Origin of the sequence: Sphingobacterium detergens, assembly GCF_003610355.1 — a bacterium.
Taxonomy (GTDB): domain Bacteria; phylum Bacteroidota; class Bacteroidia; order Sphingobacteriales; family Sphingobacteriaceae; genus Sphingobacterium; species Sphingobacterium detergens.
Window position 1 is genome coordinate 2,228,792 of record NZ_RAPY01000001.1, and the last position, 19,446, is coordinate 2,248,237.

Sequence of the window (19,446 nt, forward strand, 5' to 3'; positions counted from 1 at the left end):
GCCGTTTTGGATGATTCAACACCAAAGCGGCTTTTACTTTTAGGAAGGAGGTGTATTTTCCCCTTGCTTTTCCAGATACTCCGAAGGCATACAACCATAGACCTGTTTAAATGCTGTAGAAAAATAAGATGGTGTATTAAATCCACATTTGTACGCAATTTCCGATAGACTATGCTTTCTTTCCCGCAGCAATTCCACCGCCTTCTTCAAGCGTATTCGCTTAATCATTGCTGTCACTGTATCTCCGGTAATGGCTTTAATCTTCAAATATAGATTTGTGCGACTCATCCCTAGCTCTTGACTAAGTATTTCGACGGAGAAATTATATTCATCCAGATTGGATTCGATGATTGCGATTGTTTTTTCCAAAAATCCCTGATCCAATTGATTAAACGTTAGTTTCTCCGGTTCAATTTCCCTTGTGTTTTTGTAATAGTTCCTTAGACGGTCCCGTGTACGCAGCAATGTTTTCACTTTTGCATCCAGCAGTGCGATGGAGAAAGGTTTCAAAATATAATCGTCGGTTCCCATCTCAAAACCTCTAAGTTGTTGCGAAATCTCCGATTTTGCGGTGAGCAGAATGATGGGTATATGGCTTGTTTGAATATTCTGTTTAATTTTTTTGCAAAAATGTAGGCCATCCATTTCAGGCATCATGACATCACTAATGATGGCATCGGGATGATTATCGGACAATAATCCCAACGCTTCTTTACCATCAAATGCCGTTATGACTGTATAATTATTTCTAAAATACGCAGCTAGGTAAGTCACAATTTCACGATTGTCATCGACAATCATCAAAACTTCTTTTTCCCTTTCCGCTGTGGTTATCGTAGCTATTTCCTGATCCAGGCTGCCCTCCTCTGCCATCAATTTATTGTCTTCTTGATGCCAATTTGTTTCCTGCGGATCAATGCTATGTATATCCTGTGCATACACATCATCGGCTAAGGGCAAGATTATGGTAAATATACTGCCCTGTCCCAATTCGCTGCTGACATTGATCACACCGTGGTGTAAGTCGACCAGGCTTTTGGTGAAAGCTAATCCCACGCCCGACCCCAGATTCATTTCTTTTTGATCTATCTGATAGAAGCTTTCAAATATTCTGTGCAGATGTTCTTGGGCCATTCCTCTCCCTGTATCTTTCACCCGGATGATGGCCTCTCTGGCATTGGCTTCCAGTTCAACACGGACGGAATCACCGGCAGCCGAGTATTTAAAGGCATTGGACAATAGATTATAGAGCATGCTTTCTACAGCAACACGATCGATATAACAAACCAAGGAATCAATCGTTGGGATAAATGTAAAGTCGATATGTTGTTTATCTGACAGTGGAGTAAAGGAATGGCTCACATGTGCTGTTAAGTCTACCAAATCTAGTTTGGCAACCTGTAATTTTCGAGTGCCCAACTCTGTTTTCCGAAAATCGAGCAATTGATTCACCATATCAAAAAGTCGCTTCGTATTGCGCATGATCAATTCGTGACTTCGCCGCAGCTTTCGGTCTAAACCCGGTCGGGCCAGGATCTCTTCCAAAGGCGCCATAATCAGTGAAAGCGGAGTTCTAAATTCGTGGGAAACATTCGTAAAGAAATCCATTTTCACCTTATTCAGGTAATTGTTTTTTTCTCGTTGTATACGTTCCAATTTAAGCTGATGCTTGGCCTGTATCCGATCGATAAGGATACGGTAAACGATATATCCTGCTGCTGCGATCGACACAGCAAGCAGTAAGTAAAACCAGGTTGTTTTATACCAGATTGGTTTTATAATAATCTCCAGCGAACGTTCGGGACTCTGTTCTCCCTGTGAACCGGTTGCTTTGACACGAAAAATATATTTACCAGCTGGCAGATTGGCGTAGCTGGCCTTAGGTATATTTTCTGCTTGTTGCCATTCCTGATCATAACCATCTAGCTTATAGCTGTATTTGGTACTATTGGGCGCAATAAAATTGAACGTATTGAAGAAAATTGTAAACTGTTTCTGCTCGTGATTGAATTGCAAAGCGTTGACAGCATCGACCTGCTGATCCAAAATATTGCTGCCATCCCCGGCCGAAATAGTTTTATTAAACAACTCCAGGCCTGTAAACACTATTCTTAACTTTAAAGGCGCATGATTGATGGATTTAGGGTAGAAATAGCTAATACCATTAATTCCGCCAAACAGCATCATGCCATCTTTGGCCCTACAGGCGGCATTTAAATTAAGCTGCGTATTTTGTAAGGTATGCAAGCCATCAAAGTAAACACGCTGTTTCGAATCGGTATTATATTTGACCAGGCCACTGCTAAGTCCCAGCCAGAGGTTGCCCTCTTCATCAGGAAGTATGCTGTTGATGGTCCCTTTCGTAAAATCGGGTCTGTCTTTATAGTTGATAAAACTGCGTTTTGATTCATCAAAAAGATTTAGGCCATCCCGGGTACCGATCCAAATCCGTCCTTTTTTATCTTCGGCGATAAAGTTGATGACGTCATTGCTCAAGGTACTATTTTCCACCTGCTCGAGTCTAGTATTAATCAGGTTATAAATATTCAAACCATTATTGGTACCGATCCAAATTCGTTTTTTACTGTCCTCCATCAGAAAATTAATCTCCATTGAACTCAATTGGGCTCCAGTTTTATCAGCTTTAAATGCATTGAATTCACCACTGACATCATCAAATTGATCAAGTCCGGTCTTTGTTCCGACCCAGATTTTGCCGCTATGATCTTTCAATAGTGCATACACCATATCCCCCGAGATACTCCCTGGATCATCCTGAAGGTGTCTAAAGACCCGACAATAACCCGTTTTCGGATCCAATATATTGAGACCACTATTATGTGTTCCCAATAGAATTTTTCCTTCGGTATCAAATGCGATTGCTTTGATATTATTGGAACTAATTGAACCACCCGTCTCCTGATATGCAAAATGCCTAATGGCATTCTCCTTCGGTTGCCAATAATCGACACCTCTATCATTCGTTCCGATCCAGAAATTCCCCTTGTTATCCTCTTTGATTACATTGACTACCTTGTCATTCAACATGGCAGAACCTGTATTTTGAGACAGCAGATTAAAACTAATGTGATCGTTATGAAAGTAATTCAGACCACCATAATAGGTCCCCAGCCACATCCCTCCTTGCCTATCGCGAAAGATGCAACGCACAGAGTTTTGACTTAATGTCAGTGGTGAATTGGTATGATGGTAGTAATTTTCAAAATTCCCTACACCATCGAAAATGGACAAGCCTCCAAATGTTCCGATCCATAACTTCCCGTTTGCATCTTTCGTTATACCACGTATGTTATTATCCGCGATACTCCGGCCGTTCATCGGAATTCGGAGATGGTTTATGAATTGATAGTTTCTGGTATCCAACCGTAAGAGACCTTTACCCTCGGTTCCGATCCACAAGAAAGGTCCATCACTATAAAAATAATTGACCCATATATTACCGAAAGGATTCGCTAATGGTCTTGTCTTCCCCGTCTGAACCTCATAAAAAAACAGTCCATTTTCCGTACCGAGCAGAAGTTCATCACCTATAGCGGCAACGCAGTATATTCCTTTAGCCCCATAAACAGCTATATTGGGTTTTAATTCTTTGAAAGTATCATTTTTCAGATCGTATTTATAAATTTCGCCTGTGTTGGTCGAGGACCAAATCCCCCCTTGTTGATCCTGAATGATATTGGTCACGTACCATTCGCCCGGTTTAGGATGGAGTGTATAGTTCTTAAAACTGTCAGTATTGGCGTTATACAAACTCAGTCCTCCATTACCACCTACCCAGAGCTTTCCGCCTTTATCTACAAATAATGAGAATATATAATACGAACTGATACTCGATTTATCGTCTTTTAGCGGTTTGTATATCCGGAAGGTCTTACCGTCATACCGATTGAGTCCATCCTGTGTTCCTACCCAAATAAAGCCAAGCACATCTTGCGCAATGGAGAATACCGTACTTTGGGACAAGCCCTTATCAACAGAAATATTAATAAATGACTTCGAAGATGATTGCGCATAGATTCCATAAATAGTCAAAAACTGTACTAATAAGCACATTAGATGTCTTAAACACTTTTTGATGAGCATAGATCGTAGATTGGGAAGTATCATTATTTAAATCAAAACTCCTATAATCCGATAGCAGATATACTACTATTTAGGCGCTATAAAAGTCTCTGGTTTATTAGCCTATAAATATCGGCAAAATATTCTCAGGAAGCCATCAAAAGTTTAGCTCTTTTTCAAGCTCCTACCCTTCTACTTGCGGCTTTTGGAATAATCACTAAAACTTTAAGCCATCGCTTTGTCCAATTCTGACTTATAATACCGAACATATTTTAAATATAGTATAAATAAACTTTGTTTAGAAATATCAAACAATAAAAATGGATCAATGAGCAGCTAAGAAACTGTGTACCAAAACCTAGCTATTTTTTCCTATGAGCATCTATTTTATAATCACTATTATTCCTCCTGGTTTTTAACATGCTTTCTTACAGACAGGCACCGCTCAACTATGCGCACGAGCTTTTTAATTTATTGCTTAACGGAAGGAATGTTGAAGCCATGACGGTAGCATCCTCTACTTTGAACAGGAGGAGATAATATCCTGTAATTATTTCAATGTAACATCCAGATACACAGAGTGTCGCCCGTAGGTATCATAGAAAGGTTTAAAGTCAACGCCATCAATCTTGAAGGCCAAACGTTGCGGATCACCGGTGATAGATTTGCTGATGTCCTTCGCATCCAAAGTCACTTTACGCCAGTCTTTTCTCGCCTCAGTTTCTTGAGCCGCCAACAAGATAGGTCCATAAAATAAACTGGCAATATTCTGTTGATCCATCACCGGATCTAAATGAAACTGGAAAGGCATTTTCAGCGTGATACGATCCCCCTTTTTCCAATTGCGGCTCAATTTCAAATAAGTACCCGGCTGTGCCTGTACTTTTTGCGCTTTACCGTTGATAGCCACATAAAATCCTTTCGTTGCCCAACCGGGTACACGCACATGAAGATCAAATCTGCCATTTCCTTTAATTGTCAGCTCCGTCTCGTCTTGCTTTGGAAAGCTCGTTTTCTGCGCTACAGTTATTTGACGTTCAGTCCATTCCAGCGTAGAAGAAATAAATAGATTGACATATAAAGCCTGATCATCCTTGCTTTTAAAATAAATACTATGCTGCAATTTGGTACCACTCTCTATCGCCGTACCATTACAACAGGTAAAGCCTGTCATGTTGGGATTCCCAAATTGCTTTATTGCTCCGGGTCTTAGTGACACATGATAGGTATTGGCCGGCGTGTTTTCAGCTACCGATGCTAAAATATGGTTATACAGTCCACGTTCGTAGTAATCCATATATTCAGCACGTTGATCAAAAAGAAACAGGTTGCTCGTCAACTTAAGCATATTGTAAGTCGCACAAGTCTCATTCTGTCCGCCTTCAGAAAAACCGTTCTCATATAAGGTCGCGGGCTCTGCTGTAAAAACTTCCGCATTTGCCGGATTGCGCGCACCGGCAACCCCACCTATGCTGTACATGTAATCATTGACAGCCTTGTACCAGAAATTATCTGCCACCCGGTAGTATTCCGGTAGATCCGAAACCTGATAGAGCTCGATACTACCCACAATCTGTGGAATATGTTGATTGGCATGCAGCCCACGAAAAGTATCGACATTCTTGGCCAGTCCATGTGTATGCTGTGCATTGCCAAAGAACATATCGATATTGTCAAATAGTTGTGCGGTTTTCAAATAGTGTTCCTTATGGGTGATGCGATAGAGATGCGCCATTGTCTCATTCATTCCGCCAAATTCACCGGCAATGTACGCCTTCCACATTTGTATCAGCGTTTCTTTAGGCAGTTGACTCAGACGTGCATGCACCCAGTCTGCCATCCCCGTAGCCACTTGAAGCGCCTTTTCATTCCCGCTCACTTCATAGATATCAATTAAGCCGGCCAAAATTTTATGTAAGGTATAATAGGGCGCCCAAACTTGTGTTATCTGTCCCCCGTATTTCGCACCCTTTTCCAACATAATAAATTGATCTGGCGGATACGCGCTAATATAGCCTACACCCCAATTCCAATAATCCGTACGGATACCTTCCTGGCTCAGATCAGAGTCATAAGCGGATTTACCGGGGCCATAAGGTATGGCAATCGGGTCAGCTACAGCCACAGCACCTTCTTGCTGCGGTTTACCCGACAATTGTGCCAGTTCGTATAGGCTATTGACCATATACGTCATTTTCTCGGCAAAATTAGCCTGCAATATTTTATCGTATCCGGTACTTGCATAAGCCTGTGCGATCGCCGTCAAATAATGCCCCGTAGCATGGCCTCTGAGTTTGGTGTCCCGACTATCCCATACCCCTAAAGGTTTAGCCCCTTCAGGCTGCGGTTTTCCAAATGCATCGCGAAACATATAGAGAAAAGAATTGGGATCAGTCGTCGCCAAGGTTTTGATAAATTTATCCCGATTTTCAATGAATTTTGTTTGTTGATTTTGCGCATCCGCTTGCAAGGAGACCTGATTCAGTCCAAAAGTTGCCAACTTCAACCCCGGTGCCGCAGCGGCCTTACTTGTTTTAACAGTCACGATTGCTTTAGGCTGTAGATCCGTTCCCGGCACTCGTCCTGTAATGGTATATCGTCCAGCTTCCAAGACGGTGCTGTTATCATTTGGCGAAGGCCACAATACCCGTACTTTAGGGCCAAGCATATCCTCCCTATAAGTTCCCGGTACATAGCTTGGCAAACGAGGTAAATCTCCTAATGTCGTTTCCACCTGCACATCCGGCACAGCAACTAGGTAAGCATTATAGAGTTGCGCTTGGGTCAATGGAAACTCAGGCAGGTTATCCTCCACTTTGGTCACATTTACGGCGCGATTACTTACCCCACGTTGTGCATTGGAATAAATTGCCGTAAGCTGATTTTTACTCAATGGAACACGGTAGATCCGAAAATCATGCAACATTCCATCTAAGGTCGGCGATCCCGTTAAAAGTGATTTTCCGATATACAGCTTGTTCTTGTCTCCTGAAGATCCAAAAACTTCGGACAACTCACGCGGTATCTGCTTAGCCTCACCAACAGGCACAGCATCCACATATGTCGTCATCGTTTTAGCCGGAATATCCACCACAATCGTCAGGTAAACCCACTTATTCAATACGAATGCTGGAGAAACAGCTCCCTTTTGATTATTTTTCCCAGCAGTAATCACGCTTTGGAAACCTTCCTGAAGATTTGTCCCAGAAGGAGCGGCGAAGAAATGTGTATGCATATCTTTTCCAAAGTCAAAAACAACCTGGTCTTTTTTCTCCGAACGCAGATAAACCCACCCCGAGATACTCAACGACTCCATATCCGTCAGTGCCTCGGCAGGGATCTGGATAAAATCATTTTTTTCACCCGACAAGGACAGTACTTTTCCAAAGCGCTTATCGTTGATAAATGTAGCATGCTGACCAGCTGCAGCATGCAGATTGTTGCGCGACCAATCTTTTAGATCGCCATTAAAGACATATCGCGCGATCATGCCCGTTTCGCCGATTCCATCCAATATCTGATCACCACTTTGTGCCTGTACCGCACTAAACCCTTTTGTTAGGATCGTGGCAATGAGGATAAAACGTAAAAAAACTGTGTAACTTTTCATTACTATATCATTAATTGTGAGCTCGCGAGCTCAATTTTCATCCAATTTAAGTTCAACAACATGCAAGAGAGCGTTAGTTTTCAGATACTTTGGCTAATAAGCCGTCCAAGCTGGAGGTTCTACTCCAAGCAAGTGTCTCACGAAATAATCGCGACGTTTCTTTTCGCCAAAATCACCACCAGAAGAATGCCCCATTCCCGGTACCATAATGAAGTCGTGATCCTTACCATGTTTAATCAACTGATTGACGAACTGATAAGTCGATGCTGGATCCACATTATCATCGAGTTCCCCCACGATCAAGAGCAACTTTCCTTCTAATTTATATGCATTTTCGATGTTAGAACAAGCTGCATATTCAGGCCCGATCGGCCAGCCCATCCATTGTTCATTCCACCATATTTTGTCCATACGATTATCATGACAGCCACAGGATGAAACCCCTACCTTATAAAACTCAGGATGAAACAAGAGTGCTCCGGCAGAAGACTGTCCGCCGGCAGAAGTACCGTAGATACCGACTTTTTCAATGTCCATATATGGATATTTAAGTGCGGCAGCCTTTATCCAGGCAATACGATCGGGAAAACCAGCATCTTTTAGATTTTTCCAGGCGACATCTTGAAATGCTTTCGAGCGATTAGATGTTCCCATTCCGTCAATCTGCACAACGATAAAACCCAGTTCAGCAAGTTCAGCGAGTCCTGCTGGATTAGCAGAAAATGATTTAGGAACAAAAGCACTATGCGGACCAGCATAGATATACTCGATCACAGGATATTTTTTGTTGGGATCAAAATTTCGTGGCCGGACTATAATGCCCCAGATATCTGTTTTACCATCTCTCGCCAGCGACTTGAACACTTCAGGTTTGCGCCATCCCGTACCTTCCAGATCCGCAATATCCGCTTGCTCCAAATCCATCACGATCTTCCCATCTGCCACACGTCGAAGTACGGCCTTCGGAGCTTGGTCAACCCGAGAGTAGAGATCTACAAATAAAGAATGATCAGGATTAAAGGTCCCCTGATGATTGGAAGCTTCAGGAGTAAGCTCTTTCAGGCCCTTGCCATCAAAACCAATCGTATAATAATGGACAAGATACGGGTCCTCATCCTTATGCATGCCACTCGCCTCAAAAATAATCTTTTTGTTATCCTCATCCACGTTGACAACTTTACGTATCACCCAATTTCCTTTCGTAATCTGCTGTTTCAATGCCCCCGTTTTCGCATCAAACAAATACAGATGATTCCATCCATCACGTTCCGAAGCCCAAATGATGGCAGCTGTTTTTTTGAGATCATTCCGGTATTTCTTTCCACTATAATCGATAAATGTCGCACTACGTTCTGAAATAATTGCTCTGGTTTTTCCGTCCACAGCACTCAATTCCATCACATCGTACCGTTGATGACCACGTTGGTTATATTCAAACGTGATTCCACTATTATCTGCCTTCCATACCAGTGCAGACAATGAAAATTGATTGGCTACCTGAGCCGGATCTACAGTGATCAGTTGACCATTTATCACATCAATAATCGTTGGATAATATTGTGACAAAGCATCACCGGGCTTATTATAGTCTCTGGTTTGTAATTTAGGTTGTAATTGATCCGTTGGCGAAGATTCCAGTAAAGTCAACTGTCTGATTTCAGCCTTTCTCACTTTTGAAGCCGCCACTTTTTTTGAATCATAGGACCATTGAATACGGGTGCTATAATACTCTCCGGGACTGCCATCAAAGGTCAACTGTCGCTCAGTTTTTGAATCCCCTTTTTTACTGATATATACATTACTATTTTTAATATACGCTGTATAGATCTTATCGGGCGAGTCTACAGATTCACCCTTACTATCATCCCAACGTGCTCCCCAATATCCATCCGATCGACGGTCATTACCTGTTGAAGGAATATCACGCAATCTGCTCAACTTATTTTCCTGCCCATTCCACTTCCACAGCACTTTCTCTTCCGTAAACTCAACCTCGTTTGCCGTCAAGACTTTCAGATCTCTTCCCCACAAAACGCCTAATTTAACTTCTTTACCCAGCTGAGCGGATAGCTGTATTTCAATCGCAGCAACATCGCTATCTATTTTCTTCTTCGTCAGCGCATCCACCAGATATAAGCTTCTCTTACCGTCTTTCCGATTCACCCGATAAGAAAAACTATCCCCTTTTTCAGACCAGATAATCTGCTGTGGTACCTGATACACCTTGCCAAATGAATTTCTGATCTCTTTGGCTCGTTTATAATCCTCCAATGTCCCTTGCGCAATTGTCGAAAGCTGAAATATCATCAATAAAACAGCTGTGAATGTTAACTTCATATGTGTTGTTTTTTTAATCGTATATGTTGATCTGCCTCTAGTTCCGCTCAGGCAGGATTAAAAATAAGTAATCTTATGTCTTTAGGTCCTTCTGTTTCACAAAATAGTATAATGGAATCCCCAAAAGTGTGATGATGATACCTGGCCACGTAAATTGCGGTTTATAGATCACCAACAAAATAATAAACGATATTCCCATCAAAATATAGACGGCAGGTACAAAAGGATAGCCAAAAGCGCTATAGGGTCGCGGTAGATCCGGACGTTTATATCTTAACCAAAAGATGCCGATGATACACAAAACATAAAAAATAACAACCACACAGGTAATCATATCCAGCAAATCGCCATACTTACCCGTCAAGCACCACATCGAGGCGATGGCCGCCTGTAACCACAACGCATATGCCGGTACTGCATTCTTATTTAGGGTACCTGTTTTCTTAAAAAACAAACCATCTTTAGCCATGGAATAATAGATCCTTGCACCCGCCAAGATCAGTCCGTTATTACAGCCAAAAGTGCTTACCATAATCATAATCGCCAAGATGGCTATGCCAACAGGACCAAAAATTTCTTGCGCTACCAGCATGGCCACGCGATCTTTAGGCGCGCTGGCCATCTCCTCGATCGTCAATACACCCGTATACATCAAATTGGTCAAAATATAGATCACTGTTACAATCAGCGTTCCCAGCGCCAGACTCAAGCCAATATTACGTTGCGGCTTCTTGATCTCCCCTGCTACCGCAGAAGATGAATGCCAAGAATCACTACTGAACAAGGCACCCACCATTGCAGCAGATATGGCCCCAAACGCACCAAAAGTGGCATAATCTGCTGTCGATCCATCCACTTTTAATTGCTGTAGATTCCACCTATTCGCTGAAGACCAATTTTGATTCCACACCTCCATATCGAAAGCTGCAAAACCGAAAATGACCAATAAAACTAGACTTAATATTTTGATCAATGTCAGCACCGTCTGTACTGTTTTACCATTCTTTACACCACCTGTATTTATCAAGGTGAGCAGCAAAATGACAAAGATAGCCAACACTTGAGCAGAAGAAATATGATAGGCCCCTATTACCAGCAAATAAACATCTTCATCTAGTACCGGAAACAAATAAGCTGTAAACTTGGAGAAAGCTACCCCCACAGCTGCAATCGTAGCCGTCTGGATAACGGCAAAAAAAGTCCATCCAAACGTAAAACTGACCATCGGCCCATAGGCTTCTTTGAGATAAACATACTGACCACCAGCTTTCGGAAACATGGCACTGAGTTCGCCATAACTCAAGGCTGCGGCCAGCGTCATAAATCCGCAGATCACCCACACGACCATCAGCCAGGCAGCAGAACCGGTATTTCGGGCGATATCCGACGATACGATAAAGATCCCCGAGCCAATCATACTTCCGGCAACGAGCATCGTTGCATCCAATAAACCCAATGACTTTTTGAAATCTTGACTATTTTCCTGATTACTCATAATTTAGGGTTGGATTGCGCTTATTTAAAATTATAAAATTTCCATTTTGCCTGATGGTTAGGTTCAAGCTTCTGGTTTGTCAATATCGCCCGGACCATCTCCATGGGCAAGTAATTTTCCTTGATGACCCGATCATGAAATTCGGTATAGGACATTTTCCCCGATCCTACCAATTCATCACTGATACTCAGCAGCTGCAAGCCGCCGATCAAATAAGCCAATTGATACAAAGGATCGTAAGAGCCTTCAAATGATCGCTTCACCTCACCATGTGCGTTTGCAGGTTCATGCCCCACTTGATTGACTAAATAATCAACACATTGCTGTGGCGTCCATTCACCCAAGTGAAATTTAATACTAAAGGTGATCCGCGCACAACGATGCATTCGCCAAAATAACATCCCGATACGTTCTTCCGGTGTCTTTGCAAATCCCATCCTGTAAAGCAGCAATTCCCAATATAAGGTCCAGCCTTCCGTCCAAAATGGCGTATTGAAATTTTCCTCACGATAGGGCTTATACCTTTTATTCATAAAATATTGTAGGTGATGTCCCGGATTGAGTTCATGCTGCACCGTACCCAATGAAAAATGCGGATTATTCCCCCGCATGCTCATCATCTTCTGCTCATAGGTCATTGTATTGGTCGGATAGGAAATACTGATCTCACGTCCGCCCGTAAAAAAAGGATTGACCAATTGCCGTTCAGGTGTCATCATGATCATTCCCCAAGTTTCATCCGCCAATTCAGGAATAACGATCAGGTCATGCTCTTTGATAAATGCTTGGCCCCTATCATATAACGCATTGATCAGACCGGGCTGCTGACCTTCCGGAACATAGGTATTTTTAACCTTTTCCTGCGCCGCTTTCCAATCATCTCCAAATCCCATCTCGCGAGAAGCTTTTAATAACTCCGCCACGCACCATGCCCATTCCTTATCAGCGATACGTAATAACTCATCCGCATCATAAGCGATCATTTCCGCCCGCAGTTTTTTGTTGAGCGCAACTTTTCCGATCGGCTGACCACCAATATCACTTCCATCATTAAACACTTTCCAATTGCTCTTTGCCGGCAATGCGCTTTTGTATTGGATTAATTTTTCGTTTAAACTTTCGTAAGATTTGGGCACCCACCACGTAAACATCGGATCATAACCATTGTAGAAATCAAATGCACTCTCCAAACGGATTCGCAGTGACTCCACCATATTGACAAGGAAATTGACATCAGCGGACTCGATTGTTGTTACATTTTCTAGCTTTTGGATCACTTCATCAACCTGATCCCTCGTTTTTTCCAGCAGGATAGCAATATCTTTTCCCACAACGGCAGCACCTCTACGACGTTGCTTTTCAAATTGAAGAATATTTTCGGCAAATGGCAAGTAAGACTTTAGCCGCTCGTAAGAAGCTAATGCCTCTTGGCATTCTTCCTGATGTCGCTGCACTTTTTGGTTCAGCAGGACATAATCGACTTGACCACTGGTATTCAATCTTTTATAATCAAAACCTTTTAATTGAGTTAAATAGTCCGCATCGATCTTGAGCAGTCTATTGATCTGCTCGGGCGAAGCTGCCGACTGCTGAAATCCCCAATTTTTGGGCATAGGGCCATAAAAATAATTGACAGCCTCCAGATCATGGCGGTATTGGATGATATAAGGCTCAATGGCTGTTGTGTGTTGGTACAAATCCATATCTTGGGCATCTGTTAGCGAAGAAGCGATACAAAGTACACCAATGACAATAAATCTCTTTACGTTAGGGTTATTGTTGTTTTTCTTCATCATTTAGGTTTATTTTTGTCTATTGAAACCGATCCGGTTTAAAGCCCGAGATATTTGTTTCTGTGTGCCATCATAGTGCGCACCCGCAATGCGAATTAAGCCGCAGCTCTCAATTTAAGTCAATGCGATTAGCAATAGCATCAGCAATGACCCCATTTAATTCAGCCATGGTTGGTCTCTAATCATTTAAAATTTCCTTAATCAAAGAAAGCAACTATAAAAACGCTAAACTAACCGGCTTTTAATAATTACTTATTGGATATTGACATTTGTAATCTATTCGTACAGTAGATTTCTATAATTAGCAATATATATCATAACCTTCCCTACCCAATAGCTGTCCTGTTCCCGCCTTGATCCAGATAAACTGATACTCCTCATGACCCCAACCTCATATAAGGATAAAACTTATCCAACAAATCCTCCTGAATAAAAACGGTCCTATCTTTGGGAATAGGAACTTGATATTGAATGGGTTTCATAAATTATGAATCGTCTAAGGTGAAAATAATTTCTATTAAATGTCATTTATACATTTATATATACTAAATTTAGTATTTAGTTATTTACAAAACAACTCGCTAAATAGAAATATCAAAAACGGACCATCTTAGGTTAAAATCTGGCAATTAAAAGAGGTCCTAATAAATCAAATTTGTACCAGTTCACTTTCTGATCCATAAAGAATAATAGATTTCTAAACCTGACAAAATGAATTTAAAGAATAGTTACTACATCCTGATTACTTTACTTTATGTCCAGCAGACCAATCCCGTATTTAGCCAACAGGACGAGCATCCAGTATGGAAAGCTACTAAAAGCCAACCTGCAACTTTGGGTATCGATCAAGGATTTAAAAGCTTTGCTTTAGATAACCTAAAAATAAAGGTGCTCAATAACTCCCAAACTTTATCAGCCTTACAACCACTAGATGGTGATGCTGCTTTCGACTATACTCCTGTGGAAATGTTGGCGAAACGGGATCGCAACAATTTCTTTCATATCGGTGATATCAACATCAGTCTTAAGCGTCAGGGAGAAACGCATTGGTCGCATTATTCTTCGGCCAAAGACCGCAAGAAAGTAATCGAATTGACTCCTTCCAAAACCATCTTAGCTGCTGCTGACATCAGCTCAACATTAGGTGATATTCCCGTAAAAGTCAAGCGCAGTTGGGAGAATGCAGGGGGCGATCTTATCTTGAAATTTCAACTTACAAATCCCACCGATCAAGCTATTGAAATCGGAGCTTTAGGCATACCTCTCCCTTTCAATAATAATATGGATCAGAAAAATTTGAATCAAGCGCATGCACAAAATGTGTTTTTCGACCCATACATCGGCAAAGATGCCGGCTATCTCCAAGTGAACCATTTGCATGGAAATGGTCCGAGCTTATTGGTGATCCCTTACAGCAATGCCGGATTTGAAGCCTACAACCCCTTACTTGATGATCCTACGCCCAGAAGTATTACTTTCGAGGGTTTCCATGAGTGGATGATCCACAGCAAAGCACTTGCCGAAACAGCATGGAAAGGAGTAGAACAATGGAACACAGCAACTTCGACCCCATTAAAACCAAATGAATCCAAAACATTTGCCCTCAAGTTTGTCCTAGCGCCGAGTATCAAAGAAATTGAAAATACACTGCTAAAAAATAACCGGCCTGTGGCCATCGGAGCTCCCGGATATGTCGTTCCATTAGATAATCCTGTCAAGTTGTTTATCAAGCATAACAAAGCCATTAAAAACCTTTCTATCTATCCTGAAGGCGCTTTAAGTGTTATCAAGCAAAAAGACACCCCACAAAAATGGCATCAATATGAGATCAAAGGTCAACAATGGGGACGAGCACGGCTGACCATCACCTATGAGGATGGGGCCAAACAAACCATTCATTATAAAGTCATTAAGTCAGAGAAAGATGTGGTAAATGATCTTGGAAATTTCTTGACGACCACACAGTGGTACGAGAACGACAAAGACCTTTTTGGAAGATCTCCCGCTGTGATCAGCTACGATTATGAAGATAAAAAATTAGTCACCCAAGAACAACGTGTTTGGTATGCCGGTCTGAGTGATGAAGCCGGAGCGGCAAGTTGGCTAGCGGCGATTATGAAGCAGGTCTTGCTACCAAATCGTACAGAGATCGCAAAATTGAAACGCTTTGTCAATGAAACCCTATATGGTCGTATCCAGCACAAGGAAGGTGATCAAAAATATGGCGTGGTCAAGAGTTTATTTTATTATGAGCCTGACGTTATGCCAGCAGGCACTTACGAAGCAGCTATCAACTGGAAGACCTGGTCGGCATGGCCTAAAAAAGAAGCGGATAATATTGGCCGTTCTTATAACTATCCGCATGTTGCTGCTGCACATTGGGTCATGTATCGTCTCGCTCGCGATTACCATGATCTTGTCCAGGAAGAGCGCTGGAATGTCTATCTGGACCGTGCTTTTCAAACAAGCATGGCGATGATCGAAAAAGCACCCTATTATGCCCAATTTGGACAAATGGAAGGCAGTATCTTTTTGCTTATCCTCCATGATTTACGTCGTGAGGGATTAACAGCGGAAGCGAATCAATTGGAAGCTGTGATGCGTAAACGGGCCGAACATTGGAAAGGCCTTGATTATCCATTTGGGAGTGAAATGCCCTGGGACTCTACCGGACAGGAAGAAGTCTATTTATGGTCCCGATACTTTGGTTTTGACGACAAAACCCGGGTTACCTTACATGCTATTCTAGCGTATATGCCTACCGTGCCACATTGGGGATATAACGGCAGTGCCCGCCGTTACTGGGATTTTGTCTATGGCGGAAAATTATCCCGTATCGAGCGTCAACTTCATCATTATGGCTCGGCTTTAAATGCTATCCCTGTATTAACCGAGTACCGGGATCATCCAGATGATTTCTATCTTCTTCGCGTGGGCCATGCCGGTATGATGGGCGCTCTAGCCAATGTCACTGCTGATGGCTTTGGACCTGCAGCATTCCATTCCTACCCGTCTACGCTAGCCAACGATGGTATCTCGGGCGATTACGGCACTGGGTTTTATGGCTATGCTGTCAATTCAGGCACTTATATCATAGAACATCCAGAATTTGGCTGGCTGGCATTTAGCGGTAATCTTAAAGAGAATAAGGATAACATCGAAGTGGCTATAAAAACAGCATCCAAAGGCCGCATTTTCTTAGCAAAAGAAAATCTATGGTTGACCACTGATGCCGGAGAAATCGAAACACTAACATACAATCAAAAGGATAAAAGTGTGATCTTGAAATTTAGTCAATCCGCTCTTGTGCCAAATGTTTTGCTGAATATCAATCCAACGAGTGGGTATGAAATTGAAGGTTCTCAAAAGAAAGATAAATTCAATCGATATGAATTGTCCCCTTCTACCAGCACGCTGATACTTAGAAAAACGAAATAATACGCGCTGCAAGTTTCGTCCGTCTATAGGCGGATGAAACTTGCAGCGAATTGGATCCATGACAAGGAAAAAGTGAAGTAAATACAAAATCGGACAATAGGCTTTAAAACTTTCGTTTTTTATTTTTGAAAACAATGTCCTAAATTAGCTCTACAAACTAGTATCAACTCAACAACCCGGTGCAGCAGTACGATTACCACAATTTAAAAGAAGATACGCTCTTCCAACTTGTAAAGGCCAACGATGAGTTAGCCTACAGGGAATTGTTCGATCGTTATAAAGAACTCCTGTTTCGCCATGCTTATCGAATGACCCAAGACAGCGAACTTAGCAAGGATATCGTTCAGGATATTTTCCTCGTTCTCTGGAATAAAAGAGCATCCATTGAAATCAGCCAGTCGCTGGAGCCTTATTTGATCAAATCCATCCGCAATAAAATAATGGACTATTTTAGCCATCAGGAAGTGGTTGAAAAATATCGGGAAGATATTTTATCCTTTGTAGAGCAGGGGATCTGCTATACGGATGACTTCCTATTAGAAAAAGAACTTGCCGCTATGATCGAACGGGAAAAGAGTAAACTATCGCCCCGTACCAGGGAGGTTTTTGAACTCAATCGCGAGCAGGGTCATAGTTATAAAGAAATCAGTGCGCTCTTATCTACTTCCGAGAAAACAATTAAAAAGCAGGTACATAATGCCTTACGCATCCTGCGCACGAAATTTGGTTCTTTCTTTTTTTTCTGATCATTTTTTTTATTTTTTTCATACTCCCTTTTACCTGTTTGGCCGTCATTACTATTAGATAGCCTTCTTATGGCTATCTGCCTAAAGAATGGAGAAAGAAACACTAAAAGAAATATTCCGGAAATATAAATCGGGTACAGCATCCCCCGAAGAATTGCGGATCATCCATAGCTTCTATCTGCACAAAGCAAATAGTTCATCCGAGACATTGGACGATCAATTTGTTCAGGAGCAACTTGATGCGATGGATCGGCATCTTTTTCCACAAAAGGAAAAACGTATTTCGGTATGGAAATATGCGGCAGCAGCGCTCATCATTCTCAGCTCAGCATTTGGAATATATAAGTATACGCAGCAGGAGCTTTCCGAAAAAGAAACGCAACAGGCTACCGAGCTGTTTGCCGCAATAAAACCGGGGCATGACCAAGCGACCCTCCGCCTTCCCAATGGAGCGGTAATTGCATTGGGTCAACAAGACAAACTGATCAATAGGGATGGCATGGTACAGCTGAATACAGGCAATCTCGATCTCAGCACCTCGACGGGCAATCAGATGATCACGCTACAGACACCCCGTGGTGGACAATTTCAGGTTCAACTGGAAGATGGCACCAAAATATGGCTCAATGCCGGTTCAACCATCAGTTACCCGGCCAAATTTGGTACCAATGAACGATCCGTCATTTTAAAAGGTGAAGCTTATTTTGAAGTTGCACACAACCCGAAAAAACCATTTAAAGTTAACGTTGGGAACGATGAAATTCAGGTGCTAGGTACGGGATTTAACATCCAGAGCTATGCAGACAACCTCACACCAATCACCACATTGGTGCATGGAAAGGTAAAAGTGACCCGCAAAAATAAAGAGCAGCAATCACTGATCTTACAGCCAGGACAACAAACTTCAGCACATACAAATCTACAAAAGGCAAACACCGATATCAGTGGTATTATCGCCTGGAAAAATGGACTTTTCAGTTTCAGACGGAGCTCGGTAAAAAATATTGTCCGCGAATTGGAACGCTGGTATAATATTGATTTTGTCGTTGACCAGACAGCTGCCGAAAACCGCCTGATAACAGGAGAAATCCCTAGAAACGTAAATCTTGACGATGTCATGCAGATCCTTTCCTATTTTGACATCCAAGGCCAGATGAAAAACAACAAAGTGTATTTAACCATCAAAAAACAATAGCATAAACAGATAACTTAACCCCACACCTACTATGAAACAAACCTATTCGTCCAGGCTTAACAAAAAAGCCAGGGCCGTGCTACTCTATGGCTTTTCGGTACTGTGCAGTTCCTACAGTTTTGGACAGATTAACATTCAGGCCAATAACGAATCAGCTCTTTCTGTCATGAAACAGATTGAAAAACAATCGGCCTACCATTTCGTCTATGATGAGGCACAGCTGACTATTCCAAAAGTTAAACTTCGCCTCAACGATGTCTCGCTCAAGGAGGCCCTGGATGCGACATTTACGGCCAACAACATCCAGTACAAGATTGTCAAAAACACCATTTTATTAAAAAATGCACCTGCCGGAAAATCAATTTCTACAGCAGCATCGGCGCCAAGCCAACAGTACAAATTGCACGGCCAAATTTCAAATGCTGCGGGAATCCCGCTCAGTGGTGCAACGGTAAAAATTAAAAACACGAATATCTCGACAAAGTCTAATCAAAACGGACAGTTTGAGTTGACTTCACCGCAGCGTAGCGCCACGCTAGCTGTATCATTCTTGGGTTACGAGACCCTTGAAATTAATGTCAATGAAGAATCCGCTACGATCGTGCTCAAGCCAAGCAATACCAGTCTTTCGGAAGTTGATGTGACCATCAATACGGGATATCAGACTATTGCCAAAGAACGCGCTACAGGGGCATTCTCCAGCCTACCGAAAAATAGCCTGCAACAGTAGCGGCTCAACAACCTCGGAA

The 19,446-nt window shown here is 42.2% G+C and carries 9 protein-coding genes; 4 read left to right on the forward strand and 5 right to left on the reverse strand.

Translation table 11 applies throughout. The features are described 5' to 3' along the window. Positions 1–39: 39 nt before the first annotated feature. The 5 genes from DFQ12_RS09630 to DFQ12_RS09650 form a co-directional block, all read right to left on the reverse strand. On the reverse strand, positions 40–4,074 hold the full coding sequence (locus DFQ12_RS09630; RefSeq protein WP_244211705.1) for a two-component regulator propeller domain-containing protein: 4,035 nt from the start codon (positions 4,072–4,074) through the stop codon (positions 40–42). Positions 4,075–4,633: 559 nt separating this feature from the next. Further along, a complete protein-coding gene (locus DFQ12_RS09635) occupies positions 4,634–7,693 on the reverse strand; it encodes a beta-L-arabinofuranosidase domain-containing protein (RefSeq protein ID WP_120258714.1) in 3,060 nt (1,019 codons plus the stop codon). Between the two features lie 93 nt (positions 7,694–7,786). Beyond that, positions 7,787–10,030, reverse strand: a complete 2,244-nt coding sequence (locus DFQ12_RS09640) for a S9 family peptidase (protein WP_120258715.1) — start codon at positions 10,028–10,030, stop codon at positions 7,787–7,789. A gap of 73 nt (positions 10,031–10,103) precedes the next feature. Next, positions 10,104–11,525 carry an APC family permease gene (locus DFQ12_RS09645; RefSeq protein WP_120258716.1) on the reverse strand — a complete coding sequence of 474 codons (1,422 nt, stop codon included), beginning with the start codon at positions 11,523–11,525 and terminating at the stop codon, positions 10,104–10,106. A 20-nt stretch (positions 11,526–11,545) separates the two neighbouring features. Further along, positions 11,546–13,321, reverse strand: a complete 1,776-nt coding sequence (locus DFQ12_RS09650) for a DUF885 family protein (RefSeq protein WP_208642492.1) — start codon at positions 13,319–13,321, stop codon at positions 11,546–11,548. A gap of 708 nt (positions 13,322–14,029) precedes the next feature. Between DFQ12_RS09650 and DFQ12_RS09655 the strand changes: the two genes are divergently transcribed. The 4 genes from DFQ12_RS09655 to DFQ12_RS09670 all read left to right on the forward strand — a co-directional run bounded on the left by DFQ12_RS09655 (position 14,030) and on the right by DFQ12_RS09670 (position 19,427). Continuing rightward, the gene (locus tag DFQ12_RS09655; protein ID WP_120258717.1) at positions 14,030–16,756 is read left to right on the forward strand and encodes a DUF5695 domain-containing protein; all 2,727 of its coding nucleotides are present in this window, start codon (positions 14,030–14,032) and stop codon (positions 16,754–16,756) included. Positions 16,757–16,935: 179 nt separating this feature from the next. Continuing rightward, a complete protein-coding gene (locus tag DFQ12_RS09660; RefSeq protein ID WP_120258718.1) occupies positions 16,936–17,502 on the forward strand; it encodes an RNA polymerase sigma-70 factor in 567 nt (188 codons plus the stop codon). An 88-nt stretch (positions 17,503–17,590) separates the two neighbouring features. Next, the gene (locus DFQ12_RS09665; protein ID WP_120258719.1) at positions 17,591–18,697 is read left to right on the forward strand and encodes a FecR family protein; all 1,107 of its coding nucleotides are present in this window, start codon (positions 17,591–17,593) and stop codon (positions 18,695–18,697) included. Between the two features lie 31 nt (positions 18,698–18,728). Next, complete coding sequence (locus tag DFQ12_RS09670) at positions 18,729–19,427, forward strand: carboxypeptidase-like regulatory domain-containing protein (protein ID WP_120258720.1); 699 nt, start codon at positions 18,729–18,731, stop codon at positions 19,425–19,427. Positions 19,428–19,446: the final 19 nt, after the last annotated feature.

Excerpts from the sequence above, each read along its gene's own strand:
- DFQ12_RS09630 (WP_244211705.1), bottom strand. The coding sequence starts at position 4,074 with ATGTGCTTATTAGTACAGTTTTTGACTATTTATGGAATCTATGCGCAA.
- DFQ12_RS09635 (WP_120258714.1), bottom strand. The coding sequence starts at position 7,693 with ATGAAAAGTTACACAGTTTTTTTACGTTTTATCCTCATTGCCACGATC.
- DFQ12_RS09640 (WP_120258715.1), bottom strand. The coding sequence starts at position 10,030 with ATGAAGTTAACATTCACAGCTGTTTTATTGATGATATTTCAGCTTTCG.
- DFQ12_RS09645 (WP_120258716.1), bottom strand. The coding sequence starts at position 11,525 with ATGAGTAATCAGGAAAATAGTCAAGATTTCAAAAAGTCATTGGGTTTA.
- DFQ12_RS09650 (WP_208642492.1), bottom strand. The coding sequence starts at position 13,321 with ATGATGAAGAAAAACAACAATAACCCTAACGTAAAGAGATTTATTGTC.
- DFQ12_RS09655 (WP_120258717.1), top strand. The coding sequence starts at position 14,030 with ATGAATTTAAAGAATAGTTACTACATCCTGATTACTTTACTTTATGTC.
- DFQ12_RS09665 (WP_120258719.1), top strand. The coding sequence starts at position 17,591 with ATGGAGAAAGAAACACTAAAAGAAATATTCCGGAAATATAAATCGGGT.
- DFQ12_RS09670 (WP_120258720.1), top strand. The coding sequence starts at position 18,729 with ATGAAACAAACCTATTCGTCCAGGCTTAACAAAAAAGCCAGGGCCGTG.